We start from the raw sequence: 25899 nt of genomic DNA, 5'->3' as shown, positions 1-25899 counted from the left end.
CGGAAAAACAGATGCAGTTCAAAGCGCAGGAGGACATAACCGCCCCGATTGATGCCGTGTTTTCCATGGTGTCCGATGTCGACCGCTTTGAACGCATGGCCATGCGACGCGGGGTCGAGGTGCGTCGTGTTGTTTCGAAAACACCGCTGCAGGCGGGGGCCGAATGGCATACGAGGTTCAGCTTTCGGGGCAAACCGCGCGACATATCGGTTCTGATGACAGAGTGTGAGCGGCCATCGCTGATGCAGTTCACCTCAAGCAGCCGCGGCATGATCGGTCAGACAGTGATCGAGCTGTTGGCCCTGTCTCCGCGCCATACGCGGCTTAGCATCCAGCTGTCTCTTGCCGCCAAGACCCTTCCGGCGCGACTACTGTTGCAATCCATGAAGCTGGGCCAGGCCCGGTTTCGCAGACAATTTCAGGCGCGACTCAGCGATTTCGCACAAGAGCTCGAACAGCGTCACAACCACGGGGTTTGACAAGTCGAGGTTCGGCAAAAGGCACCTCGGATGGCTCTGATCGTTTTCCAGAATGGTGAGCCTACACTCAAATACTGACCCGGTCGGGTAAGTGGCGAAACTTGGTTTTCGAGGTTTAGAATTTACACCGCTCGTCGCTATAACACATGTTCCGAAGCTGTCTTCGAAGTGTGTCGATTTGGTTGCGACTGAAACCCAGTTTTCGCTGTTGAATCAACGTAGATCTCAAACGCGGACTTTTCCGACCTAAGTCAGCGGGCCAACAGAAGTTTTGTCGAGAATGGCTGTATGAATATCAGTACAGGTTTTCTTCGGCATCTTCTTTGCAGCCATCCGCGATCTCAGTGACGGTTTCAGGCATCGCGCCGTGAACCTTCAACATCTCTGCAAGAGTGGGGACATCGGAGGTGTCCGGCCAATCCTGTGATTGCCAGACCTTTCCGCGTATGAACGCTTTTGGGCAATGGCATAAAACCCTTTCGACATGTACGAGCAGGATCAGATCCGAGGGCCGTCCGTTGACCGAAAGCTGTTGCCCCAGTTTGGTGTCCCTAACGACCGCTCCTTTGCCACTGACGCGCAGTGTGTCTCGATGCCCAGGAATTATGAACAATATGCCGACATTCGGGTTCGCCAGAATATTCTCGAACGTATCCATCCGATTGTTCCCGGGGCGATCGGGAATTGCGATGAGTTTTTTGTCAATGACCTTTACGAAACCTGCGGGGTCGCCGCGAGGGGTGATGTCTAATACTCCGTCATGACGCGTCGTAGACAAGATCGCCAATGAGGACGCTGCGATAAAGCGCCCGGCAAGTTCGTCAATGTGGTCAATTACTTTGTTGTCGACCCAATGATCGAACGGTTTTTCCCCTCCTCGCAGTTCGATTGGTAGCTTCAAATGATGGTCAACGCTGCATCCAAAAACACGATCCATAGGTCAATCTCCGTTCAACTGCGGCGACGTTACCATACGCAGCTTGGCCCGAAAAAGGGCGCGGTAACCTATGTCGGCTCTTGGGCACGCGGCAGACATTCTTTGCATCCTAAACAAAGGGCTGGTTCTGATATTGAGAATGTCCGGTGACGATGTGGGTTCCGGCAGCTCGGCGAACAAAGCTGCCGTTCGCTTTGGCGGTGCAATCAGCTGCTTTGGTTTAAGGGATCTGGCGCGCAGAGTCGGCTGTTTACATCCACAAACACACAACTCGTGCAGGTATTTCTCAGGGATCTACGGGCCTCTGATCTCTCATTTTCTTCATCCGCAATCTGCATTCATTGTCTGTGCGCGTATTCTTGTAGGTGGCGAAAACGTAACCTCCCGCCAACCAGGTCGAACCTGATACCTCGATGAAATAGCCTTCGCTAACTTGCTCAAAGAACTCGAAACGTGTCGCGGCAAAGCTGCCGTTTACCAAGAACCCCGTTATGTCTTTTACACCAAAGCTGACCCCTCGTGACTTGCCTGACAGTCTGCCGTTGGGCGTTTGCTCAAAATAGTAGATATAGCGGCCAGACCCCACACTGCATTGTAGTGTCGCGTACCATTTGCCGGACAGATCAGGTTCGTGGGGTTTTTCGTCATTCGGAAAGGCACGCGACTGTATTCTTTCTGCTTCCGTGACGAGATGGTAGTGCCCGGCTTCACAAAAGGTGCAGATCGAAAAGACGAAACTCAAGATTGATCCTGCGAACACCTTTCTTGCTCCAAAACTCTTGTCTATCCGTCGTCATATCATATTCCTGGCGCAGAGTAACGATCACGGAATTTGACCAATCGGGGTTGCGAAAAACGGAGTTTCAAATGGCGCAGATCATCTTCCTGCATGGTGCGTCGAGCAGTGGAAAATCGACGATCGCACGCGCATTGCAAAGGCAGATCGAGCGCCCCTTCTGGCACATTTCGATTGATCATCTGCGAGACAGTGGTGTCATACCAATGGCGCGATTCAGGGCAGGGGATTTTGAATGGTCCAAGGAACGCGCCCGGGTATTTGAGGGATTTCACGCCTCGATCGGTGCCTATGCGGATGCTGGTAATGATCTGATCCTTGAGCACATTCTGGACACCGACGGATGGGACAAAACACTGCAGCAGGTTTTTGCCCCGCATGACGTTCTGTTCGTGGCGATCCACTGCGCGCTGATGGAACTTGCCCGCCGGGAAACCGGGCGCGCTGACCGCGCCGAAGGCAGTGCGGTTCAGGATCAAAAGACGATCCACAAAGGCAGGCGTTATGATCTGGAGCTGCGGTCCGAAGACGGGATCGAAGCAAATGTCGACGCCATTCTCAATACGTGGCGCAGCGGGGTGCGCTGTTCGGATTTCTCGTAGCCCCGATAAAAGCCCGGCCTAGCCCCGCGGTTGAGCGGCTGGATAGACGCCAAGGACCTCTACATTGGTCGTGAAATGCTCCAGCTCATCCAGCGCCAGTTGAACGTTTCTGTCCGCAGGATGTCCGACGATATCCGCATAAAACTGCGTGGCGGTGAATGAGCCGTCGACCATGTAGCTTTCCAGTTTGGTCATGTTGATCCCGTTGGTGGCGAACCCACCCATCGCCTTGTAAAGCGCTGCTGGGATATTGCGGACCTGAAATACAAAGCTGGTGATCATGCCGTGATCCCCCCGCCGCGATTCGTCTGCCTCGCGCGACATGATCAGGAACCGTGTCGTATTGTTATCCTTGTCTTCGATATGGCGCGCCAAAACGTTCAGCCCATAGATTTCGCCCGCAAGCTCGCTGGCCAGTGCGGCTGAGTGTTTTTCTCCGGCTTCGGCCACTTCGCGCGCCGCCCTTGCGTTGTCCGGGCTTACGCGGCCGCGGATATTGTGGTGTTGGAGAAACCCCGCGCATTGAGGCAGCAACACCAGATGCGAATGCGCCTCGGTGATGTCGTCCAGACTGGCCCCGGGAACGCCCAGCAGGTTGATATGCACGCGGACAAACGCCTCATCGACAATGTGAAGCCCGCTATCGGGCAGCAATCGGTGAATGTCGGCCACCCGCCCGTAAGTGGTGTTCTCGACCGGCAACATCGCCAGATCCGCCTCACCAGACCTGACCGATTCGATCACATCCTCGAAGGTGCGGCAAGGAAGAGCATCCATATCGGGCCGCGCGTCGCGGCAGGCCTCGTGGCTATAGGCGCCGGGTTCCCCCTGAAAAGCAATGCGGTTGGTCATTTGGTCGATTCCGTGCAACAAGTTTTCGAATTGGGCGTTTCGTCGCGGTGTCTATACCTTGCCTCTTGCAAGGGGAAGCCTTAGACACCCGGCAGACAGCTGAAATGGACACGCGATCAATGTTCGACACGATGACAGTTACCAAGGCCGCCGCAGGCCTGTTTGGCACCTTCCTGGTGTTGCTTCTGGCAAAATGGGCCGGGGACATCCTCTACAGTTCCGATAGCCATCATGCCGAGGCTTCCTACATTATCGAAACCGACAGCGCGGGCGAAAGCGCCGACGGCGAAGAGGTCGTATTCGCAGATCTGCTGGCCGCCGCTGACCCCGAGAAAGGCGCGCGCGTGTTCCGCAAATGCACCGCCTGCCACAAGCTGGAAGATGGTGCCAATGGCACCGGACCTTATCTTTATGGCGTCGTGGATCGTCCGCTTGGTACCGCCAAGGGTTTTGGCGGTTATTCGGCCGCGATGCTGGCCCATGGTGGCAACTGGACACCCGAAGCGCTTGATGCGTTTCTTGAACGTCCCAGCGGCTATATCGCAGGCACAAGCATGAGCTTTGCAGGTTTGAAAAAGGCGCAAGAGCGTGCTGATGTGATTGCCTACCTGCAAACCATCGGTAACTGATCCTGAGCCTGGATCGGAGTTTTAAAAGGCCGTTGCCCCGCGCAGCGGCCTTAATTTTTGTGTGAACAAATCTTCACAAAGCGCTCACGCAGTCTAAACTTGCATCTAACTGAGCTGGTCTTTTAGCTAGCGCGCACGAAAATGAGCATGTGAACGAACCCAGAGGATGTACCTGATGAAATCCCATTTGACGTCGATGCGTGTCACAAGAATGAAGCCTTTGACCTTTGTCATCGGTCTGACCACTGCAATGGCATTTGGGACGTCCCTTTCGGCAACGGAAGACAAGATTATCGAAAGTCACGGGTATTCCTATTTTGGCAATCTCGACTATCCCGCCGATTACGAGCACCTGAACTACGTCAATCCGGATGCACCAAAAGGGGGAGAGCTGTCTTTGGCTGCGTCGGGAACGTTCGATTCTTTGAACCCTTATTCACGCAAGGGCCGGTCGGGTGCTTTGACGACACTTCAATACGACCGTTTGATCGAAAGCTCGGATGACAGCGTGGGTCAGTATTACGGTGTTCTTGCAGAAAGCCTCGAATATGACGCGGATCGAAACTATGTGATTTTTCACCTGCGCCCCGAAGCCACGTTCTGGGACGGCACACCGGTAACCGCCGAAGATGCAGTTTATAGCCATCGTCTGTTCATTGAACAGGGCCTGCCATCTTATGCCCAGGCCGTTGGTCGCATGGTCACAGGCGCCGAGGCTTTGGATGATCACACGGTCAAATTCACCTTCAACCCCGAAGTCACGCGCCGCAGCCTGATCGAAACGGTTGGTGCGACGCCGGTCTTCTCGAAAGCGTGGTTCGAAGCGGATGAGTCGCGTCGACTTGACGAGCCTCGTTTGGAAGTTGCAGTCGGATCAGGGCCCTACAAGCTGGACAGCTATGACATCAACCGTCGCATCGTCTACAAGCGTCGGGATGATTACTGGGGTGAAGACCTGCCGTTCAATCGCGGACGCAACAATTTCGATACAATCCGTGTTGAGTATTTCGCAGACCAGACAGCGGCCTTTGAAGGCTTCAAAGCCGGGGAATACACCTTCCGCATCGAAAGCGACCCCAAGCTGTGGGCAACGGGCTATGATTTCCCAAAGCTGAATGAGGGCGTAGTGGTCCGCGACGAAATTCCAGATGGCAGCCCGCCGACCCCGTCGGGTTTCGTGTTCAACTTGGGCAAGCCGCAGTTTGCAGACAAGAATGTGCGCAAAGCGCTTGCTTTGGCGTTCAACTTTGAATGGGTCAATGAATCACTGCTCTTTGGTCTCAACTCGCCCAGAAGCTCTTTCACCCAAGGAACCAAGCTGGAAGCAACTGGCGTTCCAGAAGGGGCGGAGCTTGCCTTTATTGAAACCCTTGGTGATGTCGTCCCTGCAGATTTCCTGACCGAACCAGCCGTCACGGTGCACGAATCCAATTCGGCCCGTTTGAATGATCGGCGCAATTTGCGGCAGGCGTCCAAAGCGCTGGATGAGGCCGGGTGGCCTGTCGGCGACGGGAATGTGCGGCGAAACGCGGAAGGGGAAACGCTGAAGGTGAACATCCCATACCCGTCCAACCTGCCGACCTCGACAGCCACGATGATTGAGACCTATGTGCAGAACCTCCAGTCGCTTGGTGTCGACGCATCTGCCGAGAAAATTGACCCGGCACAATACACGCTGCGCAGCCGTGAACGCGACTATGACATGGTTTATTCCACGCGGTATGGGTCTTTCCTGTCCACTGGTGGCGGATTGAGCCAGATGTACGGATCCGAAGAGGCCGCGTTCAGCCTGTTCAATCCTGCTGGTCTGGCAAGCCCTCTGGTGGACGCGATCATCGAGGCGTCGTTCGAGACGGATAATCAAGCCGATCAGGATACCGCTTTGGTCGCACTTGACCGGGCCCTGCGATATGAGTTCTTCGTGGTCCCAGTGGGATACATCGCAGACTATTGGACAGCCTATTACGACATGTATGAATATCCTGAAAACCTGCCTCCTTTCTCGCTGGGTCATCTGGACCTGTGGTGGATCAACCCCGAGAAAGAGGCCGAACTGAAGGCCACCGGCGCGCTGCGGTAACATGGGCGCGTATATTCTAAGGCGCCTGTTGTTGGTCATTCCGACCCTTCTGGGCATTATGATCGTGAACTTCACCTTGGTGCAGTTTGTGCCAGGGGGACCGGTCGAACAGATTATCGCGCAGATCGAAGGTCAGGGTGATGTCTTCGCCGGCTTTGCGGGCGGAGGCGGAGATGCTGGCGCAGGTGCCGAACCCGCAGGCGGCGGTGGGTTTGATGACAAATATGTCGGCGCGCGCGGTCTGCCGCCTGAGTTCATCGCTGAATTGGAAAAAGAGTTCGGCTTTGACAAGCCGCCCCTCGAACGTTTCCTGAGCATGATGGGCAACTATCTGACGCTGGATTTTGGCGAGAGCTATTTCCGGTCAATCAGCGTGATCGATCTGGTGCTGGAAAAGATGCCCGTTTCTATCTCGCTGGGTCTGTGGTCCACTCTGATCGCCTATCTGGTCTCGATCCCATTGGGTATCCGCAAGGCTATCAAGGACGGGTCGACCTTTGACACCTGGACCAGCGGGACCATCATCGTGGCCTATGCCATCCCGGGTTTCCTGTTCGCGATCCTGCTGCTGGTGCTGTTTGCAGGTGGCTCTTACTGGCAGATTTTCCCACTGCGGGGGCTGACTTCGGACAATTGGGAAAGCCTCAGCCTGATGGGCAAGATCGCGGACTATTTCTGGCACATCACACTTCCGATTATCGCCCTGACGATTTCGGCTTTTGCAACGCTGACGCTGCTGACCAAGAACTCGTTTCTGGATGAGATCAAAAAGCAATATGTCATGACCGCCCGCGCAAAGGGGCTGAGCGAGCGCAAGGTGCTTTACGGTCATGTGTTCCGCAACGCGATGCTGATCGTGATCGCAGGGTTCCCGGCGGTGTTCATCGGTGTGTTCTTTGGGGGCTCGATCATTATCGAGACGATCTTCTCGCTGGATGGGTTGGGTCGTCTGGGCTTTGAGGCTGCGGTGGCGCGCGATTACCCGGTGATTTTCGGCACGCTGTTCATCTTTGGTCTGATGGGCCTAGTCGTCGGGATCATCAGTGACCTGATGTATGTGCTGGTCGATCCCCGCATCGATTTTGAAAAGCGGGAGGGGTAGATGGCGCTTTCCCCTCTTAACCAGCGCCGCTGGCGTAATTTCCGACGCAATGGCCGGGCATTCTGGTCGCTGATTATCTTCTCTGTCTTGTTTGGCCTGTCTCTGTTCGCCGAGTTCATTGCCAATGACAAACCGATCCTTGTCAGCTATCGGGGTGAACTTTATACGCCGTTTTTCAAGTTCTATGCCGAGACTGAGTTCGGCGGCGATTTCCAGACCGAAGCGATTTATCGCGACCCCGAAGTGATGTGCCTTATCGATAGCGGCGGTCTGGATCAGTGTTTTGACGATCCAGAAGGCATCATCGAACAGATCAAGGCCGGAACGTTCGAGGCTGAAGGGTTTGAAAAGGGTTGGGCCATCTGGCCGCCCATCCCCTATTCCTACAACACAAGCGTTGATCGTCCGGGGGCCGCGCCTTTGCCGCCCAATGGTCAGAACCTTCTGGGCACCGATGACACCAAGCGCGATGTACTGGCGCGGGTGATCTATGGCTTCCGGCTGTCCATCCTGTTCACCCTGTTGGTCACTGGTGTTGCCAGTATGATTGGGATTTTCGCCGGGGCCATTCAGGGCTTTTTCGGTGGCTGGTTGGACCTGATCTTTCAAAGGGTCATCGAAATCTGGTCCGCGACCCCGTCGCTTTACGTGATCATCATTATGTTCGCGATCCTTGGGCGAAGTTTCTGGCTGTTGGTCATATTGATGATCCTGTTCAGTTGGACCGGCCTTGTGGGTGTCGTGCGGGCAGAATTCCTGCGGGCCCGAAACCTGGAATATGTCCGCGCCGCGCGGGCACTGGGCGTCGGCAACATGACCATCATGTTCCGCCACATGCTGCCCAACGCGATGGTCGCCACGCTGACCTTTATGCCCTTCATCGTCACAGGCACCATCGGCGGGCTTGCCTCTCTTGACTTCCTGGGCTTCGGCTTGCCGTCATCTGCGCCCTCATTGGGTGAAATGACCTTGCAGGCGAAACAGAACCTGCAGGCCCCGTGGCTGGCCTTCACCGCCTTTTTCACCTTTGCCATCATGCTATCGCTCTTGGTCTTCATCTTCGAGGGCGTGCGCGATGCGTTTGATCCCAGAAAGACCTTCTCATGAGCCTGCTGGATGTGAACAACCTCAAGGTCTCGTTTCGGCAGGACGGGCAGGTGAGCGCCGCGGTCAAAGGCGTGTCCTTCACCGTAGATCGGGGTGAGACCGTTGCGCTGGTTGGCGAATCCGGGTCGGGCAAATCGGTGACGGCGTTGTCCACAGTGTCCCTGCTGGGGGACAGTGCTATCGTCGAGGGCTCGGTGACCTATGAAGGCCAGGAAATGGTTGGCGCATCCGAAGATCACCTAATGAAGGTGCGCGGCAACGACATCAGCTTTATTTTCCAAGAGCCGATGACCTCGCTTAACCCGCTGCACACGATTTACAAGCAGATGGCCGAGTCGCTTGCGCTGCATCAGGGGGTAACCGGCGACGCGGCGCGGGGCAGGATTGTGGAGCTGCTGACAAAGGTTGGCATTCGCGACCCCGAGGAGCGTCTGGACAGCTATCCGCACCAATTGTCGGGCGGACAGCGCCAGAGGGTCATGATTGCCATGGCTCTGGCCAACAAGCCTGACATTCTGATCGCGGATGAGCCCACCACGGCGCTGGACGTGACCATTCAGGCGCAGATCCTGGAATTGCTGGCCGAGTTGCAGAAATCCGAGAATATGGGGATGTTGTTCATCACCCATGATCTGGGCATCGTGCGGCGCATTGCCGACCGGGTCTGCGTGATGAAGGATGGCGAGATTGTCGAGGCCGGTGTGACCGCCGACATCTTTGACAATCCACAGCACCCCTATACGCGCAAGCTGCTTGAGGCGGAGCCTTCGGGCCAGCCCGATCCGGTGGCGGCAGATGCCGAAGAGGTTGCGCGCACCGATCATCTGAAGGTCTGGTTTCCGATCCAGCGGGGGTTTCTGAAGCGGACCGTTGGATATGTGAAGGCTGTCAATGACGCCACGCTCAGCGTGCGGGCCGGGGAAACACTTGGCATTGTAGGTGAAAGCGGCTCGGGCAAGACGACGCTGGCTTTGGCGATCATGCGATTGATTGCGTCTGAGGGCGCGATCACTTTCCGCGACCAAGACGTCCGTCGGTGGTCCACGCGTGAACTGCGGCGGCTGCGCAAGGATATGCAGATCGTGTTTCAGGATCCGTTCGGCAGTCTGAGCCCCCGAATGACCTGCATGCAGATCATCGCCGAAGGTCTGGAGATCCACAATGTCGACCCCCACCGCGCCCCGCGTGAACTGGTGGCTGAGGTCATGACCGAGGTTGGTTTGGACCCGGACTCGATGGACCGCTACCCGCATGAGTTCTCGGGCGGGCAGAGACAACGGATTGCGATTGCGCGGGCCATGGTGTTGCGGCCGAAGCTTTTGGTTCTGGACGAGCCGACCAGTGCCCTGGACATGACGGTTCAGGTTCAGATCGTCGATCTGTTGCGTGACCTGCAACGGAAATACGGGCTGGCCTATCTGTTCATCAGCCATGACCTTAAAGTCGTGCGCGCGATGTCCCACAATGTCATTGTGATGCGCAATGGCGACGTGGTCGAGATGGGTGCGGCTGAGGATCTCTTTGAGAACGCCCAAACAGATTACACCCGTGAGCTGATTGCGGCGGCGGGCTGACGCCCGCCTGCCATTGGATCAGGCCAGTTCTTTACTTTTGGCCGCTGCCGGAACCGGGCCACGCAGCTCTTCGTAATGGTCGAATTGCAGTTTGACCCAACCTGTCCCGCGGGTGGCGCTGGCCAGGATCCGATGCAACTCGTCCTCGGCCACGGCAGGCAGCTGTGCGTTGAAGATTTCCCAGCCCGAAGCGTTCGGATTGCCTTCGAACCCCAGTACCTGTCCTTGCAAAGAACTGATGGTCGGAACCAGATCGCCCACAAAGCTGGACGGCAGATGGATCTCGGCGTTCAGAATGGGCTGCAAAACCACAGGCTTGGCGGCAGGCAGGGCCTCGCGTACGGCGTTCTTGCCAGCGGTGCGGAAGGCATAGTCGGAACTGTCGACATTGTGGTGCTTGCCATCGCTGAGCGTGACCTTGACGTCCACCACCGGAAATCCTTCGGGGCCCTGGGCCAATGCGTCTTTCGCTCCGTGTTCGACCGAAGGGATATAGTTCTTGGGAACGGCGCCGCCCTTCACCACCTCTTCGAACTGAAACCCCGACCCGCGCGGCAAAGGTGCGACCGAGATCACCACATCGGCAAATTGACCAGCCCCACCGGATTGCTTTCTGTGCCGGTGGCGATGCTCAATCGGCGCGCGAATGGTTTCGCGGTAAGCGGTCTCGGCAGGCTCTGTCAGAATTTCGATCCCGAAATCTTCGGCCAGCTTGGCCGCAACCCGACGCATATGCTGAGGCCCTTGCGATCCAAGGATTGCGTGCCCGCTCAGGTCGTCATGGTCCAGATGCAGGCCCGGATCAATCTCCACCAGCCGCGACAGTGCGTTTGACAGGCGCACATCGTCCCGCTCATGCGCGGGCGAGACGACCTGACGATAGGCCACAGGGTGCGACTCGGCCCACTCCGGCAACGGTGTTGACCCGGTGCTGTCGTAGATATTGCCGGGGTTGAGGTGATCGGATTTTACCGCCAACCCGATCTGCCCGGCCTCCAGCGTGTCGATCTGGGTTTTACCGTCCAGCGCTGTCAGGGTGCCGACTGTTTCGCCCCCAAGCGGCGCATGGGCTTTGACGCCGTCCCCCAACCCGCGCAGAACGGTGATTTTACCGATGTGCTTTTTGACATCCGAGAAACCGGCAATCGCGCGTGCGTTGTCTTCGGCCTCATCCCGGTCTGCTGCGATGTTGAATTCGGGTGCTTCATGGCGCAGGGCTTTCATCAGGCGTGTCAGGCCGTTGCCATGGCTGGCAGCGCCAAGGCAGGCCGGGATCAGCTGATGGCTTTGCAGAACCTGAGCCGCCAGATCATAGACCTCGGCGCTGGGTGGCTGCTTGTCTTCGATAAGCTGTTCCAACAGGTGGTCATCGAAATCCGACAGGGTTTCCAGTAGTTCGGTGCGGGCCTCCTGTTCGCGTTCTTCAACCGATTGCGGCAGCTCGATCAACGCCGACGGCTGACCTTCCTGATACTTCCACGCCCGCTCCGAAATCAGATCAACGGCGCCGATGATCGTGTCACCCTCGCGGATGGGCACCTGGCGCAGTGTGATGTGATGGGTGCAGTAGGTCTGCAAGGCGGCGATGATGTCGCGGATGCGGCCGTTGGGGTTGTCCATGCGGTTGATGAACAGAAAACAGGGGATGCCCGCCTCTTCGACCAACCGCAGGTAAGGGGCACACAAAACAGCCGCGTCAGGATCAGGTGGTGCGACAACAACCGCCGCGTCCGAGATCGCCATGGCGGGCCCGACATAGGCCAGCGCATCGCCGCCCCCATTGACGTCGATGGCGCACCAAGGTTCGTCTAAATAAGAAAAACCGTGCAAATGCACGGTTTCGGACAGGTCGAAGGTGGTGGGCCGCCCGTCAAGGCGGCTGATGGCCTCGACCAGGGTGGATTTGCCCGATTGGCTGGGGCCGAGGACGGTAAAGACGCGCATGAGTGTTGTCCCTCTTTCAGGTTGCAGATGACTGCACGAAAAGGGCTGTCGAGCGAGAACGCATCGGCGAAACTTGACTGCGGATTTGCCTGCCTCGGGGCACAGAGCGCTGCAGCTCTCTGTTCTGTCAGTTTGGAGAAAACCGGGCCCCTGCGTCAAGGCCTGCCGATGCGGTCGGCCTCAGATTGCCGAACTGTGCCCGGCTTTGCTGAGGTCGTACTGGTCGAAATTGCGCGCGATCATCCGGGTCAGAGCGCGTGCCTCGGGCGGGATGGACAACCCAGTGTCGTCCACACGCAAAAGCCCGTCAAAGGCCGCATTTGCATTGGCATACATCTGGTGCAACGCGCCCGCGGTCACATCGAAATCCCGAAAGATTTCCGCTGAATCGATCCGAAAATCGCACATCAGCGCCTCGATCATGCGCGCCCGCAGCACGTCCTGTCCTTTGAAAACATGCCCGCGCGCTATCGAGAACCGTCCGTCCCGGATCGCCTTGGTATGGGCTGAAGTGGCCGATGCGTTCTGGGCATAGCCCTGTGGGAACTGGGAAATCGAACTTGCACCCAAACCGATCAGAACCGGAGATTGGTCGTCGGTATAGCCCTGGAAATTCCGTTTCAAACGACCTGCGCGCTGGGCAATGGTCAGCCCGTCATCTTTTGTAGCGAAATGGTCGATCCCGATCTCGGCATAATTGTCCCACAGGAAAAGCCGCCGCGCGGTTTCAAACAGGTCCAACCGTTTTTCTGGCGTCGGCAGAGCATCTGAAGGGATCATCTGCTGGCGTTTTGCCATCCATGGCACATGTGCATAGCCATAAAGCGCAACCCGGTCTGGTGACAGCGACAAAAGTTTTTGCACGCTTTCGGTCATCCGTGCGCGGGTCTGATGCGGCAGACCATAAAGGATATCGGCATTCAGGCTGGCAATCCCGCGCGCGCGGATCATGTCGATGGCATTACGCGTGGTGTCATAGCCTTGAATACGACCGATGGTCTTTTGGATTTCGTCATCGAAATCTTGTACCCCGATCGAGGCCCGGTTCATCCCCGAAAGCGCCAGTGCATCGAGACGTTCCTCGTCAATTTCATTGGGGTCGATTTCTACCGAGAACTCGGCATCGTCACCCATTGGCACGGTGGCAAAGATCCGGTCCGCCAGATCGCGCATCAGCTCAGGGCTCAGCAAGGTGGGCGTGCCGCCGCCCCAATGCAAGCGCGACAGGGTCACGTCTTGGGGCAGGTGTGCCGCCAACAGATCCAGCTCGGCCTTGAGCATATCCACATAGGCGATCACGGGGTGATCTGTTTGCGTGCCTTGGGTTCGGCAGGCACAGAACCAGCACAATCGGCGGCAGAACGGCACGTGGATATACAGCGAAATTGCACTGCCTGGGGTAATCTGGGAAATCCAGTTGCCAAACAAATCAGCCCCCACTTCATCGCTGAAATGGGGGGCGGTGGGATAGCTGGTATAACGCGGTACTTTCGCGTCAAAAAGTCCAAGCCGAGCCAATTGAGGTTTCAAAGTCATACCGCTAGGGCTATACCTAGGAACGCTCAGTTGCTTTGACCGAGATCAAGTGGAAACGCGAATGACACTGAAAGCCTCATATGAGCATGTCGGCTGCGACGATTGCCCGATTCGACATCGGGCCGTTTGCGCGCATTGCGAAAAGGATGAGCTCGAAGAGCTTGAGGCCATCAAATATTACCGAAGCTTTGAGGCCGGTCAGACCATAATCTGGTCTGGTGATCCGATGAGCTTTGTGGGCTCGGTTGTTTCGGGTATCGCATCGCTGACCCAGACGATGGAAGACGGGCGCACCCAGATGGTGGGTTTGTTGCTGCCCAGCGATTTCGTTGGTCGCCCGGGGCGCGAGGCTGCGCCTTATGATGTGGTTGCGACCACCGATCTGGTGATGTGCTGTTTCCGCAGGGCGCCGTTCGAAGAGATGATAGCCACAACGCCTCATATCGCCCAGAGGCTGTTGGAAATGACGCTGGATGAGCTGGACGCTGCCCGCGAATGGATGCTTGTTCTGGGCCGGAAAACGGCACGCGAGAAGATCGCCAGCCTGCTGTCGATCATCGCGCGCCGGGATGCCTCGGTAAACCGCAAGGGGCTATCGGGACCGATCGCCTTTGACCTGCCGCTGACACGTGAGGCGATGGCCGATTATCTGGGTTTGACGCTGGAAACAGTCAGCCGTCAGATTTCAGCTCTGAAGAAGGATCAGGTCATTCAGCTGGAAGGCAAGCGCCACGTGATCATTCCCGATATGAGAAGTCTGCTGGACGAAGCCGGAGATGACTCGGATGGCGGGTTTCTGGTCTGACGCGGAAAGGAAACGAGATGGTATTCAGCAGCCTTTTGGCGATGATCTTTATCGGTGCGATTGCCGGGTGGCTTTCGGGTAAGATCATGGAAGGCCGTGGCTTTGGCCTGATCGGCAATATCATTGTCGGTGTTGTCGGCGCATTTCTAGCGGGAACGATCTTTCCGGCATTGGGCTTTAGCGTTGGTGGCGGCCTGATCTCGTCGATTATCTTTTCGACAATAGGCGCGGTGATCCTTCTTTTCGTTATCGGGCTGATCCGCAAAGCCTGAATACTGACAAGCTGCCGACACGGGGCAGCTTGCCTGTCCGAGCTTTTCCGCTTTGCTAATGTGCCAGGAAGACCGGAACAGTTGATTGTTCCAGCATGTTGCGGGTGGCCCCGCCAAGGATGGCTTCGCGAAAACGCGAATGCCCATAGGCACCCATGACGATCATATCGGCTTCGGTATCCGTGGCGTGGCGGCTAAGGATGTCAGATACCCGCGTCATGGTTTTGCTGAGGACATCGATCTCACATCTCACGCCATGCCGCGCCAGCATCTGAGACAGCATTCCACCGGGATCGGATCGATCGGGGCCATGGCGGGGCGGGTCGATGACCACGATCCGCGCCATTTCGGCCTGCTGCAAAAAGGGCAGGGCCCGGCGGATGGCCCGCATGGCTTCGGGACTTTCATTCCAACCGATCAGAACGGTCTTGGGCTTCACGAAGGGTGTCGCGTCATCGGGGACCAGCAGCACCGGTGCATGCCCTTCGAACATGGCTGCTTCGACAATCGGTTCCGCCTCGGCGTCACGCCCGTCGCCATAGGGCCTTGGCAAGATGACAAGGTCTGAAAATCGGGCGCGTCGTGCAACGTGCCGTGAAATATCTGCGATTTGGACCACTCCGCTTTCGGCGGCCCAACGGATGCCGGATTTGCCCAGATAGTCTTTGGCAAAGGCCAGAACCTCATCCGCTTCGGCATTGGCACGGCTCAAGGTTTCTTGCAGGATCAAAGCGTTTGCACCCGCATAGTAATACCCGGTCTGGCTGCGATCCACACCAAGGCAAAGCGCGTCCGCATGGGCATCGGTCGCATCTGCCAATGCGACCATCTGGGCCAAAGCCCCCTGCGCCAGCACGGTATCCGTCATGACTGTCAGCAGTGATTTATACGCCATTGTGCTCTCATCTTTCGCTGTTCTGGTGACCGACGCGTTCCAATCCCCTTCAGGGGACCCTGTTCAAAAGGACATGACCACAGAATTCGGCGAAACGTCTTGATGCAGATCAAGGCAAGTTGCGGCCCCTGGCGGCATTACCAACCCCAGTCAAACAGGTTTCGCGCGGCAAAAAGAATCGCGTGAGGCATGGCAAAGGGACGCAATATGTCAAATTACATCAAGCTGATTGTGCTTGGGCTGGTCGTGGTGTTCGCCGCAATCGGGACCAATTATGCACGCGATTTGGCGTATCAGGTGCATGCGATACTGGTGATGCTGATCGCCGGTGGGCTTTTCATCTGGACGCTACGAAACACAGACGAGCCTGTTCTGCTGACGGACCGCTCGGGCGAATATATGGATGACGTGATCCGCTATGGCGTGATCGCGACCGCATTCTGGGGCGTGGTCGGGTTTCTCGCCGGAACCTTTATTGCGTTCCAACTGGCCTTTCCCGCGCTGAACTTTGAATGGGCGCAGGGATATCTGAACTTTGGACGCCTGCGGCCCTTGCACACCTCGGCGGTGATTTTTGCGTTTGGGGGCAATGCCTTGATCGCAACTTCGTTCTATGTGGTTCAGCGCACCAGCGCGGCGCGGCTATGGGGTGGAAACCTGGCGTGGTTTGTGTTCTGGGGCTATCAGCTGTTCATCGTCCTGGCCGCGACCGGATATATTCTGGGTGGCACGCAGTCCAAGGAATATGCCGAGCCTGAATGGTATGTCGATCTGTGGCTGACAATCGTCTGGGTCGCCTATCTGGCTGTTTACCTTGGCACGATCATCAAGCGGAAAGAACCACACATCTATGTGGCCAACTGGTTCTACCTCGCCTTTATCGTCACCGTTGCCATGCTGCACCTGGTCAACAATATGACCATCCCGGTCAGCATCTGGGGCTCGAAATCGGTCATCGTCTGGTCAGGTGTTCAGGACGCCATGATCCAGTGGTGGTACGGTCACAATGCTGTGGGCTTTTTCCTGACCGCGGGTTTCCTGGGCATGATGTACTACTTCATCCCGAAACAGGCCGAGCGTCCGGTCTTTAGCTATAAGCTTTCGATCATCCATTTCTGGGCGCTGATCTTCCTGTATATCTGGGCTGGTCCGCACCACCTGCACTATACCGCGCTGCCTGACTGGGCCTCGACGCTGGGCATGGTGTTCTCGGTCGTACTGTGGATGCCGTCCTGGGGTGGTATGATCAACGGTCTGATGACTCTCTCGGGTGCATGGGACAAGCTGCGCACCGATCCGATCATCCGCATGATGGTTATCTCGGTCGGCTTTTACGGTATGTCCACGTTCGAAGGTCCGATGATGTCGATCCGCGCTGTGAACTCTCTCAGCCACTACACCGACTGGACCATTGGTCACGTACACTCGGGCGCGCTGGGCTGGAACGGTATGATCACCTTTGGTGCACTGTACTTCCTGGTGCCTGTCTTGTGGAAACGCGAGCGGCTCTACTCGCTGCAAATGGTCAGCTGGCACTTCTGGCTCGCCACCATCGGCATCGTGCTTTATGCCGCGTCGATGTGGGTCACCGGTATCATGGAAGGCCTGATGTGGCGCGAAGTGGATGCCAATGGCTTCCTGGTCAACTCGTTCGCCGACACCGTGGCGGCCAAGTTCCCGATGTATGTGGTGCGTGCTTTGGGTGGCGTGATGTTCGTCGCTGGCTCGCTGATCATGTGCTACAACCTGTGGATGACTGTGCGGAAAGCGCCGGCCAAAGAGGCCAGCCTGACCGTCGCGGTCCCGGCTGAATAAGGAGGGCCGGAGCAATGGCAATTCTCGACAAACACAAGATCCTCGAGACCAACGCGACCCTCCTGCTGATCTTCAGCTTTCTGGTCGTGACAATCGGTGGCATCGTGCAGATCACCCCGCTGTTCTATCTTGAGAACACCATCGAAAAGGTCGAAGGGATGCGCCCCTATACGCCCTTAGAAATGGCCGGGCGTGAAATCTATCTGCGTGAAGGCTGCTATGTCTGCCACAGCCAGATGATCCGCCCGATGCGGGACGAGGTTGAACGCTATGGCCACTACTCTCTGGCGGCGGAGTCGATGTATGACCACCCGTTCCAGTGGGGATCCAAGCGTACCGGCCCTGATCTGGCCCGCGTCGGTGGGCGTTACTCGGATGAGTGGCACGTGCGCCACCTGCGCGACGCGCAATCTGTGGTGCCCGAGTCGGTTATGCCGAAATACGGTTTCCTGGAGAACCGCAAGCTCAACGGTGAATATATCGGCGACATCATGGCGGCTAACGCGGTGCTGGGTACGCCCTATACCGAAGAGATGATCGAGAACGCGGTGGCCGATTTCCAGGCGCAGGCTGATCCCGACAGCGATTTTGACGGGCTGCTTGAACGCTATGGAGACAAGGTCAACGTGCGCAATTTCGACGGCCAGTCTGACCTGACCGAAGCGGACGCGCTGATCGCATATCTGCAAATGCTGGGCACGCTGGTCGATTTCTCGACCTTCACCCCGGATCCGAACCGTTAAGGGGGCTAGAGATGGAACTTTACACTCTCCTCAGACAGTTCGCGGACAGTTGGATGTTGCTGCTCTTGTTCACGTTCTTTGTTGGCATCGTGATCTGGGTTTTCCGCCCGGGCGCCAGCAAGGAATACAAGGACACGGCCAACATCCCGTTCCGCCACGTTGATGCACCTGCACCGCAGCAAAACAAACCCGCCACATCCAAGGAGGCGCGGCCATGAGCAAGACACCTGAAAAACAGCCGGGTGATCCGAATACAACCGGTCACAGCTGGGATGGGATCGAAGAGTTCGACAACCCGATGCCTCGGTGGTGGCTATGGACCTTCTACGCCACCATCTTCTGGGGATTGATCTATACGATCATGTACCCGGCATGGCCCTTGGTGCAGTCGGCAACTGCGGGTGTCATGGGCTGGTCTTCGCGCGGTGAGGTTCAGCAGGAACTGGTAGCGTTCCAAGAGGCCAACGCCCCCCTGAACGCGCAACTCGTTGAAACACCGCTCGATGACATCGCCCAGAATGCCGAGCTGCAGCAATATGCAGTAAACGCGGGCAGTGCGGTGTTTCGAACCTGGTGTGCGCAATGCCACGGCTCTGGCGCGCAGGGGGCTCCGGGCTTTCCGAACCTGCTGGATGATGCCTGGCTCTGGGGTGGCACCATGGAGGACATCCACTACACCGTCAGCTATGGCATTCGGAACGAGGAAAGCGACGACGCGCGCTATTCTCAGATGCCGGCCTTTGGTGAGATCCTTGAGGAAGACGAGATCACGCAAGTGGTTCAATACGTGATGTCCTTGACCAATGCCCAAACCGATGATGCCGCAGCGCAAGCGGGCGCGGTGGTTTTCGCGGACAATTGTTCAGTTTGCCACGGCGATGATGGCAAAGGCGATATCACGCAAGGCGCTCCAAACCTGACCGACGCCATCTGGTTGTTCGGTGGCAGCCAGGAAGAGCTGACCGAAACCGTGGTCTATAGCCGGTTCGGCGTGATGCCGAACTGGGACACCCGCCTGACCGAAGCACAGATCCGCGCTGTCACTGCGTATGTGCATCAGCTTGGTGGTGGTCAGTAAGAGCTAGAGAATACCTCCGGGCGGTCTTTCGCCCGAAGGCTGCGACACCGGCTGTTCCCTCTGTTCGCGCGTTTCCAGGACGGCCGGTGTCGATTTTTCAGCACGAGTTTTGGCATTGTCCAAATCTTGAAATGTCGTGCCAGCGGGTTCAAAGGTTGTTCATATCCCTGGCGCGCGGATGTTCTCTCCACCAGTGATGGTCAGGCAGCCACCGGGTTTTTCGGCTCTTTGGTCTTGGTACATCCCGTACGTGGGGTGCGTTGATCTGGGTTTCGGTGACAAAGTACCGGGTAAAAACAGTCAGCATGGCGTTTCTCCTGTGCCGCAGCGTCTCTGCAAGACAGATTGACGTTTCAAATCTAAAATGCGACTCAATTGCTATTCTCTTATGTAAGCTGGAATTACATATGGATTGGCTGAACCTGCCTCCTCTTGCGACCCTCAGGGCCTTTGCGGCCTTTGCCGAGAAACGCAACGTCGTCGATGCGGGAGTGGCTTTGAATGTCAGTCACGCTGCCATAAGCCAACAATTGCGCGCGCTCGAAAAGCATATTGGCGTTGCCTTGCTGGACCGCTCGTGCAAGGCGCTGACCCTGACGGGTGAGGGCGAACACCTCGCGCGGGCCCTGCAACTGGGTTTTGGTGCGATCGCTGCAGCTGTAAGCGACCTTGCCCGTTCCGGCCAGGACCGCCCCGTTCATGTCTCGCTGACATCGTCCTTTGCCGCATCGTGGCTTATGCCACGGCTGCCCGGTTTTCGCGCGGCCCATCCAGAGGTTAACCTGATCCTTGATCCGACCTACGAAGTTGTCGAACTGCGCCCGGGCGGGGTGGATGTCGCCATTCGGTACGGCGCGGGTGGCTGGCCCGGTGTTGAATGCGAGATGTTACTGCAAACACCGATGGTGATTGTCGCCGCGCCCAAGCTGTTGGGTGGTAGAAAAGATTGGTCGCCAGCCGAATTGGCTCAGCTACCATGGCTCGAGGAAATCGGCACCACGGAGGCAAGCAAATGGTTGTCCGAGCGTGGTGTTGGCCCGAAACGCGGTGCCGGGCGTACGCAATTGCCGGGCAACCTGCTATTGGACGGTCTGAGATCGGGACAGGGTGTCACAGTCACCGTGCGACACTTTATCGAGGCTGACATTCGGGAGGGCCGTATCATCGAGCTTTTTGTCGAGCCCGACACACGCGGATACCATATTGTCACGCCAAAATCGCCCCTTAGACCAACCGTAAAGACCTTTACCAACTGGCTAAAGCGTGAGGTGCGCACCGCTAAATAGCACCGCAGCAAAAAGATGCCTTTACGATGCGCGTTTTGACCCATGTCAAAGTCTCTGGTCCTGTGATCTGGAAGAAAGCACACTCAGAAATGCCAGTTGCGGAGCCTGTCTGTGAGCGATTCCAATCCAGCCCCAAGTCTCTACGCCCCAAGGGAGCCCATTTTTCCCAGACGCGTCTCCGGCCCGTTCCGCAATCTGAAATGGATCATCATGGCGGTGACGTTGGGCATCTATTACGTCACCCCTTGGATCAGATGGGACCGTGGCCCAAGCCTTCCTGATCAGGCAGTGTTGCTGGATCTGGCCAACCGCCGGTTCTATTTCTTCTGGATCGAGATCTGGCCGCATGAGTTCTATTTTGTCGCCGGTCTGCTGATCATGGCGGGGCTTGGCCTGTTTCTGTTCACATCCGCCTTGGGTCGTGTCTGGTGCGGTTATGCCTGCCCGCAAACCGTATGGACAGATCTATACATTCTGGTGGAGCGCTGGATCGAAGGAGACCGCAACGCAAGGCTCAGGCTGCATCACCAGAAAAAGCTGGATGCGCGCAAAATCCGGTTGCGGCTGACGAAATGGACAGTGTGGTTCCTGATTGGTCTGGCTACCGGCGGGGCCTGGGTGTTTTACTTTGCCGATGCGCCAACCTTGGCGCGCGATCTGGTGACCGGCAATGCGCATCCGGTGGCCTATACCACCATGCTGATCCTGACAGGGACGACGTTTTTCTTCGGTGGCTTCGCGCGCGAGCAGATTTGTATCTATGCCTGCCCCTGGCCACGTATTCAGGCCGCGATGATGGACGAAGACACTTTGGTCGTTGGCTACCGCGAATGGCGGGGTGAGCCGCGCGGCAAGGGCAAGCGGACCAATGATGCCGATTTGGGCGACTGCATTGATTGCATGGCCTGCGTGAACGTCTGCCCGGTGGGTATCGATATTCGCGACGGTCAACAGCTGGAATGTATCACCTGTGCGCTTTGCATTGACGCCTGCGATGACGTGATGGCCAAGATCGGAAAGCCGCGCGGCTTGATAGACTACATGGCGCTGAGCGATGAGGCACGCGAACGCGGTGGCCAACCTCCCAAAAGCGTCTGGAAGCATATCCTGCGCCCGCGTACGATCATGTACACAGCACTTTGGTCTTTGGTGGGTATCGCACTGCTCTTCGCGCTTTTCATCCGGTCCGAGATCGATCTGACGGTGGCACCGGTGCGCAACCCGACCTTTGTCACGATGTCTGACGGTTCGATCCGCAACACCTATGATGTGCGCCTGCGCAACAAACACGGTGAAGAGCGGCCGTTCCGATTGACTTTGGCAGGCGATCCGTCGCTGCAATTGCAGATCGAAGGCATCGAAGGTGATACCGTCGATGTTGCAGCAGATACCGCTCAACTGACTCGTGTCTACATCGTAGCCGCTCAGGATACTGGTCCGGCTGCGGCTGATGTGACATCGCTGCGTATCTGGGTCGAGGATCTGGAGAGCGGTGCGCGCGCGTATAAAGACACAACCTTCAACGGTCGAGGGAACTGATCATGGCGGAACGCGAATTCAAAGGGAAACACGCCTTGGCGATCTTTGTTGCCGCATTTGGTGTGATCATCACAGTGAACCTTGTGCTGGCCTATAATGCGGTCAAGACCTTCCCTGGGCTTGAGGTCAAGAACTCATATGTTGCCAGTCAGGAGTTCAACGAACGGCTGCAAGAACAAGAGGCCCTTGGGTGGACGGTTGGTGCCGAGCTGACCGGTGGGTTGCTGGTGCTGCGCATCACCGACCAGACAGGTGCGCCGGTCAAAGTGGCTGAACTGCAAGCCGTTGTTGGGCGCGCGACCCATGTTCGTGACGACTTTACGCCTGAGTTCAATTTTGACGGGATCGCCTATGCCGCCCCTGCGGCGCTGGGCGCTGGCAATTGGAACATTCGCTTGGTGGCCAAGGATCTTAACGGGTCCGAATTTGCGCAGCGCGTTCCGCTGTATGTGAAGGGCTAAGGCGTTGGGTGCGCAGATGACAACTGGCACGGCGGTGTGCCCGGGTTGCGTCGCCACCCCTGTGGACGCGGCGCGCCCGATCCTTGAGGACGTGCAAATTGCGCTGTCTCTGCCGGGCATACATTGTTCGGCTTGTATCGCCTCGGTCGAGCGCGCATTGAACGCCCATCCCGGGGTCGAGGATGCACGCGTGAACCTGACCCTGAAACGCGCGATGATCAAAGCGGCCCCCGATACCCGGGCCACGGACTTGATCCCGCTTCTGGAACAGGCCGGGTATGAGGCGCATGAGCTGGACCCCGGCGCGCTGTCAGCCACGCAATCCGACAAGGCGGGCCGCGATCTGCTGATGCGGCTTGCGGTGGCTGGGTTTGCCTCGATGAACGTGATGCTGCTGTCGGTGTCGGTCTGGTCTGGCGCAAGCGACGCAACGCGCGACATGTTTCACTGGATCTCGGCTGCCATCGCCTTGCCCGCGATTGCGTTTTCGGCGCAGCCCTTCTTTGCCAACGCCTGGAGCGCGCTGCGTGTCAGACGTCTGAACATGGACGTCCCGATTGTGCTGGCGATCCTTCTGGCCCTGGTCACGTCGCTGTGGGAAACCGCGCTCAGCGGTGAACACGCCTATTTCGACGCCGCCCTGACCCTGACCTTCTTTCTGCTGGCCGGGCGGTATCTTGACTACCGCACGCGCGCCGTCGCCCGTTCTGCCGCAGAGGAGCTGACGGCGCTGGAAGTGCCCCGCGCGATCCGCGTCGTGGATGGTGTCGAGCAAGAGGTCGCGGTATCCGAGCTGAAAGCAGGTGATCTGATCCTTGTGCGACCCGGCGGTCGGATGCCCGTGGATGGTGACATCGTGTCGGGCCAGTCCGAGCTTGACCGATCGTTGCTGACCGGTGAAACACTGCCCGTTTTTGCCCAGCAAGGGTTGGCCGTCAGCTCCGGCGAGGTCAATCTGACCGGACCGTTGACCATTCGGGCAACGGCTGTGGGCGAAGATACCTCGCTGCACCGGATGGCCGATCTGGTTGCCATCGCTGAATCCGGTCGGTCGCGCTATACCTCTTTGGCGGACAAGGCGGCCAAGCTTTACGCGCCGGGGGTTCATATCCTGTCGGCGCTCAGCTTTCTCGGATGGTATCTCTATTCGGGTGATCTACGCACCGCGCTGAACATCGCGGCCGCAGTGTTGATCATCACCTGCCCCTGTGCGCTGGGGCTGGCAGTGCCTGCGGTGACCACGGCAGCCTCGGGGCGATTGTTCCGCTCAGGGATGCTGATCAAAGACGCCACCGCGCTGGAACGTCTGGCCGAGGTCGATACGGTTGTTTTCGACAAGACCGGCACCCTGACATCGGGCACACCCGAGTTGACCAATCTGGGTGAGCATACCCGGGCGGATCTTGCGGTCGCGTTGGCCTTGGCCGAGGCCTCTTCGCATCCACTGTCTGTGGCTTTGGCGCAAGCGGCCCGTGATGCGGGGATCAAACCGGTTTCTCTGCGGGATGTGGCCGAAGTGCCGGGATACGGCACCGAAGCCATCTACCGTGATCAACCTGTCCGGTTGGGACGAGCGGCATGGGTGGGTGGCGCTGACGGCGACCAGACCACGGCCTGGTTGGCCATCGGATCACAGGCGCCAACGCGTTTTACCTTCACCGACAGCCTGCGCCCCGGTGCGGTAGAGGCGGTAGCGGGATTCCGCGCCGCTGGCAAAGAGGTGATCCTGATTTCCGGTGATACCGAGGGGGCCGTCCGTGCTTTGGCCGAAAGGCTGGGCATCGAAAACTGGACTGCACAGGCCCTGCCGCAAGACAAAGCTGCCCGAGTGCAGGCGCTTGGCGCGCGGGGGTGCAAGGTTCTGATGGTTGGTGACGGCTTGAACGACACGGCGGCGCTGACGGCTGCGCATGTGTCGATCTCTCCTGCTTCGGCTCTGGACGCGGCCCGGGTGGCCTCGGACATCGTCCTGTTGGGCAATGACCTCTCGCCCATCGCCGAGGCCTGTGACACTGCTGTGAAAGCCACAAAACGAATTCGTGAGAATTTCCGTATTGCCACGGTCTATAACGTGATCGCCGTGCCTTTGGCCGTGGCCGGGCTGGCAACGCCGCTTATCGCCGCCTTGGCGATGTCGACTTCATCCATCACTGTATCGCTGAACGCATTGCGGTTAAGGTAAGTTCATGGAAGTTCTGGCCTATCTCATCCCGATTTCTCTGCTCTTGGGTGGTGTTGGTTTGGTTGCGTTTATTTATACGGTTCGGTCGAACCAATATGATGACCCCGACGGCGACGCACAGCGTATCCTGAGCGACGAATGGGACGACAAACCCAAGCCTTGACCGACAAGTCCAAGCGCCCTTGAAATTGCCGCAATGCCCGTTTATGTCCCAAACACCCGCTAGCAGAGAGATGTAAGCCTCATGGCCACCACAAACCCGATCCAGTTCATCCAGCAAGTCCGTGCCGAAGTCTCGAAAGTCGTTTGGCCGACCCGTCGCGAGGTGCTGTTGACCACGGTGATGGTGTTCATCATGGCCGCGCTGACCGCTGTGTTCTTTGCGCTGGTTGATCTGGGCATTCGCGGTGGCTTGCAACTGGTGCTGGGCGCGTTCAGCTAAGCCGGGGCGGGGCAGGCGCAAACGCCACTGCCCCCTTGCACAGAACACGATGTCAGAGTAGGTGACATGATTATTCGGAATGGGCGTGCGGCGAATCAGGTTGCGCGCCGCTTTTTATTCCGGGTGACGCAATAGGAATTAACGAGGGGTGCCCACAGCCACCCCGACGAGAAACAAGGACGACAGGTTCATGGCGAAACGGTGGTACTCGGTCAGCGTTCTTTCGAATTTCGAAAAGAAGATCGCAGAGCAGATCCGCACGTCGGTGGCCGAGCAGGGCCTTGAAGATGACATTGACGAAGTTCTGGTGCCCACCGAAGAGGTGATCGAAGTGCGCCGGGGCAAGAAGGTCACCACTGAACGCCGCTTTATGCCCGGCTACGTGCTGGTGCATATGGAAATGTCCGATCAGGGTTATCACTTGATCAACTCGATCAACCGGGTAACCGGTTTCCTGGGCCCGCAGGGCCGCCCGATGCCGATGCGCGACGCCGAGGTGAACCAGATCCTCAACCGCGTTCAGGAAGGTGAAGAAGCGCCCAAGCTGATGATCACCTTCGAGGTGGGCGAGAAGGTCAAGGTCAACGACGGCCCGTTCGAAGATTTCGACGGCATGGTCGAAGGCGTCGACGACGAGGCGCAGAAGCTGAAAGTGTCGGTTTCGATCTTCGGTCGGGAGACACCGGTCGAGTTGGACTTTACGCAAGTGACCAAGCAGAGCTGATTGGTTTTCAAACCGCTCC

26 protein-coding genes are annotated in these 25899 nt (G+C 57.6%); 20 read left to right on the top strand and 6 right to left on the bottom strand.

The features are described from left to right. Positions 1 to 11 precede the first annotated feature (11 nt). A complete protein-coding gene (locus GOW40_RS20595; protein WP_171133716.1) occupies positions 12 to 479 on the top strand; it encodes an SRPBCC family protein in 468 nt (155 codons plus the stop codon). Positions 480 to 774: 295 nt separating this feature from the next. On the opposite strand, the gene GOW40_RS20590 is transcribed toward GOW40_RS20595, so the two are convergent. Then, positions 775 to 1416 carry an MSMEG_1061 family FMN-dependent PPOX-type flavoprotein gene (locus GOW40_RS20590; RefSeq protein WP_171133715.1) on the bottom strand — a complete coding sequence of 214 codons (642 nt, stop codon included), beginning with the start codon at positions 1414 to 1416 and terminating at the stop codon, positions 775 to 777. A gap of 286 nt (positions 1417 to 1702) precedes the next feature. Next, the gene (locus GOW40_RS20585) at positions 1703 to 2158 is read right to left on the bottom strand and encodes a hypothetical protein (RefSeq protein ID WP_171133714.1); all 456 of its coding nucleotides are present in this window, start codon (positions 2156 to 2158) and stop codon (positions 1703 to 1705) included. Between the two features lie 125 nt (positions 2159 to 2283). On the opposite strand from GOW40_RS20585, the gene GOW40_RS20580 reads away from it, so the two are divergent. Next, positions 2284 to 2814 carry a chloramphenicol phosphotransferase CPT family protein gene (locus GOW40_RS20580; protein WP_171133713.1) on the top strand — a complete coding sequence of 177 codons (531 nt, stop codon included), beginning with the start codon at positions 2284 to 2286 and terminating at the stop codon, positions 2812 to 2814. Between the two features lie 18 nt (positions 2815 to 2832). Here GOW40_RS20580 and GOW40_RS20575 read toward each other — a convergent pair whose 3' ends face one another. Continuing rightward, a complete protein-coding gene (locus GOW40_RS20575; protein WP_171133712.1) occupies positions 2833 to 3666 on the bottom strand; it encodes a prephenate dehydratase in 834 nt (277 codons plus the stop codon). A gap of 119 nt (positions 3667 to 3785) precedes the next feature. Here GOW40_RS20575 and GOW40_RS20570 point away from each other — a divergent pair, with 119 nt between their 5' ends. The 5 genes from GOW40_RS20570 (at position 3786) to GOW40_RS20550 (ending at position 10158) form a co-directional block, all read left to right on the top strand. Then, complete coding sequence (locus GOW40_RS20570) at positions 3786 to 4295, top strand: cytochrome c family protein (protein ID WP_171103743.1); 510 nt, start codon at positions 3786 to 3788, stop codon at positions 4293 to 4295. 175 nt (positions 4296 to 4470) lie between these two features. Beyond that, the gene (locus GOW40_RS20565; RefSeq protein ID WP_171133711.1) at positions 4471 to 6375 is read left to right on the top strand and encodes an extracellular solute-binding protein; all 1905 of its coding nucleotides are present in this window, start codon (positions 4471 to 4473) and stop codon (positions 6373 to 6375) included. A gap of 1 nt (position 6376) precedes the next feature. Then, positions 6377 to 7477, top strand: a complete 1101-nt coding sequence (locus tag GOW40_RS20560) for a microcin C ABC transporter permease YejB (RefSeq protein ID WP_171133710.1) — start codon at positions 6377 to 6379, stop codon at positions 7475 to 7477. After that, the gene (locus GOW40_RS20555; protein WP_171133709.1) at positions 7478 to 8584 is read left to right on the top strand and encodes an ABC transporter permease; all 1107 of its coding nucleotides are present in this window, start codon (positions 7478 to 7480) and stop codon (positions 8582 to 8584) included. Then, positions 8581 to 10158 carry an ABC transporter ATP-binding protein gene (locus GOW40_RS20550; RefSeq protein ID WP_171133708.1) on the top strand — a complete coding sequence of 526 codons (1578 nt, stop codon included), beginning with the start codon at positions 8581 to 8583 and terminating at the stop codon, positions 10156 to 10158. The genes GOW40_RS20555 and GOW40_RS20550 overlap by 4 nt, the downstream gene beginning before the upstream one ends. Before the next feature lie 18 nt (positions 10159 to 10176). Here the strand turns inward: GOW40_RS20550 and GOW40_RS20545 are convergent, their stop codons facing one another. Both GOW40_RS20545 and hemN read right to left on the bottom strand, forming a co-directional pair. Continuing rightward, positions 10177 to 12102, bottom strand: a complete 1926-nt coding sequence (locus GOW40_RS20545; protein WP_171136779.1) for an elongation factor G — start codon at positions 12100 to 12102, stop codon at positions 10177 to 10179. Between the two features lie 180 nt (positions 12103 to 12282). After that, on the bottom strand, positions 12283 to 13638 hold the full coding sequence (gene hemN, locus GOW40_RS20540; protein WP_171133706.1) for an oxygen-independent coproporphyrinogen III oxidase: 1356 nt from the start codon (positions 13636 to 13638) through the stop codon (positions 12283 to 12285). Positions 13639 to 13699: 61 nt separating this feature from the next. Between hemN and fnrL the strand changes: the two genes are divergently transcribed. Together fnrL and GOW40_RS20530 are read left to right on the top strand one after the other, a co-directional pair. Next, positions 13700 to 14443 (top strand): transcriptional regulator FnrL, encoded by a 744-nt coding sequence (gene fnrL / locus GOW40_RS20535; protein WP_171103687.1) that lies wholly within the window; start codon positions 13700 to 13702, stop codon positions 14441 to 14443. A 17-nt stretch (positions 14444 to 14460) separates the two neighbouring features. Then, complete coding sequence (locus tag GOW40_RS20530) at positions 14461 to 14715, top strand: GlsB/YeaQ/YmgE family stress response membrane protein (protein ID WP_171103685.1); 255 nt, start codon at positions 14461 to 14463, stop codon at positions 14713 to 14715. A gap of 55 nt (positions 14716 to 14770) precedes the next feature. On the opposite strand, the gene GOW40_RS20525 is transcribed toward GOW40_RS20530, so the two are convergent. Next, positions 14771 to 15610: a universal stress protein gene (locus GOW40_RS20525; RefSeq protein WP_171133704.1), complete on the bottom strand. Its 840-nt coding sequence runs from the start codon at positions 15608 to 15610 to the stop codon at positions 14771 to 14773. Positions 15611 to 15817: 207 nt separating this feature from the next. Here GOW40_RS20525 and ccoN point away from each other — a divergent pair, with 207 nt between their 5' ends. The 11 genes from ccoN to nusG all read left to right on the top strand — a co-directional run bounded on the left by ccoN (position 15818) and on the right by nusG (position 25880). After that, complete coding sequence (gene ccoN, locus GOW40_RS20520; RefSeq protein WP_171103681.1) at positions 15818 to 17425, top strand: cytochrome-c oxidase, cbb3-type subunit I; 1608 nt, start codon at positions 15818 to 15820, stop codon at positions 17423 to 17425. 14 nt (positions 17426 to 17439) lie between these two features. Next, a complete protein-coding gene (gene ccoO / locus GOW40_RS20515) occupies positions 17440 to 18168 on the top strand; it encodes a cytochrome-c oxidase, cbb3-type subunit II (RefSeq protein ID WP_171133703.1) in 729 nt (242 codons plus the stop codon). A gap of 11 nt (positions 18169 to 18179) precedes the next feature. After that, on the top strand, positions 18180 to 18386 hold the full coding sequence (locus GOW40_RS20510; RefSeq protein WP_171133702.1) for a cbb3-type cytochrome c oxidase subunit 3: 207 nt from the start codon (positions 18180 to 18182) through the stop codon (positions 18384 to 18386). Next, complete coding sequence (ccoP, locus tag GOW40_RS20505) at positions 18383 to 19246, top strand: cytochrome-c oxidase, cbb3-type subunit III (protein ID WP_171133701.1); 864 nt, start codon at positions 18383 to 18385, stop codon at positions 19244 to 19246. The genes GOW40_RS20510 and ccoP overlap by 4 nt, the downstream gene beginning before the upstream one ends. Before the next feature lie 407 nt (positions 19247 to 19653). Next, positions 19654 to 20532, top strand: coding sequence for a LysR family transcriptional regulator (locus GOW40_RS20500; protein ID WP_171133700.1), 879 nt, complete (start codon positions 19654 to 19656; stop codon positions 20530 to 20532). Between the two features lie 111 nt (positions 20533 to 20643). Then, positions 20644 to 22071 carry a cytochrome c oxidase accessory protein CcoG gene (gene ccoG / locus GOW40_RS20495; protein WP_171133699.1) on the top strand — a complete coding sequence of 476 codons (1428 nt, stop codon included), beginning with the start codon at positions 20644 to 20646 and terminating at the stop codon, positions 22069 to 22071. A 2-nt stretch (positions 22072 to 22073) separates the two neighbouring features. Beyond that, positions 22074 to 22532, top strand: coding sequence for a FixH family protein (locus GOW40_RS20490; RefSeq protein ID WP_171133698.1), 459 nt, complete (start codon positions 22074 to 22076; stop codon positions 22530 to 22532). Between the two features lie 16 nt (positions 22533 to 22548). Further along, on the top strand, positions 22549 to 24714 hold the full coding sequence (locus GOW40_RS20485; protein ID WP_171231143.1) for a heavy metal translocating P-type ATPase: 2166 nt from the start codon (positions 22549 to 22551) through the stop codon (positions 24712 to 24714). A gap of 4 nt (positions 24715 to 24718) precedes the next feature. Next, positions 24719 to 24877: a cbb3-type cytochrome oxidase assembly protein CcoS gene (ccoS, locus tag GOW40_RS20480; RefSeq protein WP_171103665.1), complete on the top strand. Its 159-nt coding sequence runs from the start codon at positions 24719 to 24721 to the stop codon at positions 24875 to 24877. Positions 24878 to 24958: 81 nt separating this feature from the next. Beyond that, positions 24959 to 25156, top strand: coding sequence for a preprotein translocase subunit SecE (secE, locus tag GOW40_RS20475; protein ID WP_170460241.1), 198 nt, complete (start codon positions 24959 to 24961; stop codon positions 25154 to 25156). Between the two features lie 190 nt (positions 25157 to 25346). Then, positions 25347 to 25880, top strand: coding sequence for a transcription termination/antitermination protein NusG (nusG, locus tag GOW40_RS20470; RefSeq protein ID WP_170533167.1), 534 nt, complete (start codon positions 25347 to 25349; stop codon positions 25878 to 25880). Positions 25881 to 25899: the final 19 nt, after the last annotated feature.

The organism is Ruegeria sp. HKCCA6707 (assembly GCF_013033515.1).
Lineage (GTDB): Bacteria > Pseudomonadota > Alphaproteobacteria > Rhodobacterales > Rhodobacteraceae > Ruegeria.
This window is presented reverse-complemented; position numbering and strand designations above follow the sequence as displayed.

Excerpts from the sequence above, each read along its gene's own strand:
- GOW40_RS20560 (WP_171133710.1), top strand. The coding sequence starts at position 6,377 with ATGGGCGCGTATATTCTAAGGCGCCTGTTGTTGGTCATTCCGACCCTT.
- ccoO (WP_171133703.1), top strand. The coding sequence starts at position 17,440 with ATGGCAATTCTCGACAAACACAAGATCCTCGAGACCAACGCGACCCTC.
- GOW40_RS20565 (WP_171133711.1), top strand. The coding sequence starts at position 4,471 with ATGAAATCCCATTTGACGTCGATGCGTGTCACAAGAATGAAGCCTTTG.
- secE (WP_170460241.1), top strand. The coding sequence starts at position 24,959 with ATGGCCACCACAAACCCGATCCAGTTCATCCAGCAAGTCCGTGCCGAA.
- GOW40_RS20595 (WP_171133716.1), top strand. The coding sequence starts at position 12 with ATGCAGTTCAAAGCGCAGGAGGACATAACCGCCCCGATTGATGCCGTG.
- GOW40_RS20590 (WP_171133715.1), bottom strand. The coding sequence starts at position 1,416 with ATGGATCGTGTTTTTGGATGCAGCGTTGACCATCATTTGAAGCTACCA.
- GOW40_RS20575 (WP_171133712.1), bottom strand. The coding sequence starts at position 3,666 with ATGACCAACCGCATTGCTTTTCAGGGGGAACCCGGCGCCTATAGCCAC.
- ccoS (WP_171103665.1), top strand. The coding sequence starts at position 24,719 with ATGGAAGTTCTGGCCTATCTCATCCCGATTTCTCTGCTCTTGGGTGGT.
- GOW40_RS20485 (WP_171231143.1), top strand. The coding sequence starts at position 22,549 with ATGACAACTGGCACGGCGGTGTGCCCGGGTTGCGTCGCCACCCCTGTG.
- nusG (WP_170533167.1), top strand. The coding sequence starts at position 25,347 with ATGGCGAAACGGTGGTACTCGGTCAGCGTTCTTTCGAATTTCGAAAAG.
- GOW40_RS20555 (WP_171133709.1), top strand. The coding sequence starts at position 7,478 with ATGGCGCTTTCCCCTCTTAACCAGCGCCGCTGGCGTAATTTCCGACGC.
- GOW40_RS20580 (WP_171133713.1), top strand. The coding sequence starts at position 2,284 with ATGGCGCAGATCATCTTCCTGCATGGTGCGTCGAGCAGTGGAAAATCG.
- GOW40_RS20525 (WP_171133704.1), bottom strand. The coding sequence starts at position 15,610 with ATGGCGTATAAATCACTGCTGACAGTCATGACGGATACCGTGCTGGCG.
- GOW40_RS20545 (WP_171136779.1), bottom strand. The coding sequence starts at position 12,102 with ATGCGCGTCTTTACCGTCCTCGGCCCCAGCCAATCGGGCAAATCCACC.
- GOW40_RS20550 (WP_171133708.1), top strand. The coding sequence starts at position 8,581 with ATGAGCCTGCTGGATGTGAACAACCTCAAGGTCTCGTTTCGGCAGGAC.
- GOW40_RS20530 (WP_171103685.1), top strand. The coding sequence starts at position 14,461 with ATGGTATTCAGCAGCCTTTTGGCGATGATCTTTATCGGTGCGATTGCC.
- GOW40_RS20500 (WP_171133700.1), top strand. The coding sequence starts at position 19,654 with ATGGATTGGCTGAACCTGCCTCCTCTTGCGACCCTCAGGGCCTTTGCG.
- ccoP (WP_171133701.1), top strand. The coding sequence starts at position 18,383 with ATGAGCAAGACACCTGAAAAACAGCCGGGTGATCCGAATACAACCGGT.
- fnrL (WP_171103687.1), top strand. The coding sequence starts at position 13,700 with ATGACACTGAAAGCCTCATATGAGCATGTCGGCTGCGACGATTGCCCG.
- GOW40_RS20510 (WP_171133702.1), top strand. The coding sequence starts at position 18,180 with ATGGAACTTTACACTCTCCTCAGACAGTTCGCGGACAGTTGGATGTTG.
- hemN (WP_171133706.1), bottom strand. The coding sequence starts at position 13,638 with ATGACTTTGAAACCTCAATTGGCTCGGCTTGGACTTTTTGACGCGAAA.
- ccoN (WP_171103681.1), top strand. The coding sequence starts at position 15,818 with ATGTCAAATTACATCAAGCTGATTGTGCTTGGGCTGGTCGTGGTGTTC.
- GOW40_RS20570 (WP_171103743.1), top strand. The coding sequence starts at position 3,786 with ATGTTCGACACGATGACAGTTACCAAGGCCGCCGCAGGCCTGTTTGGC.
- GOW40_RS20490 (WP_171133698.1), top strand. The coding sequence starts at position 22,074 with ATGGCGGAACGCGAATTCAAAGGGAAACACGCCTTGGCGATCTTTGTT.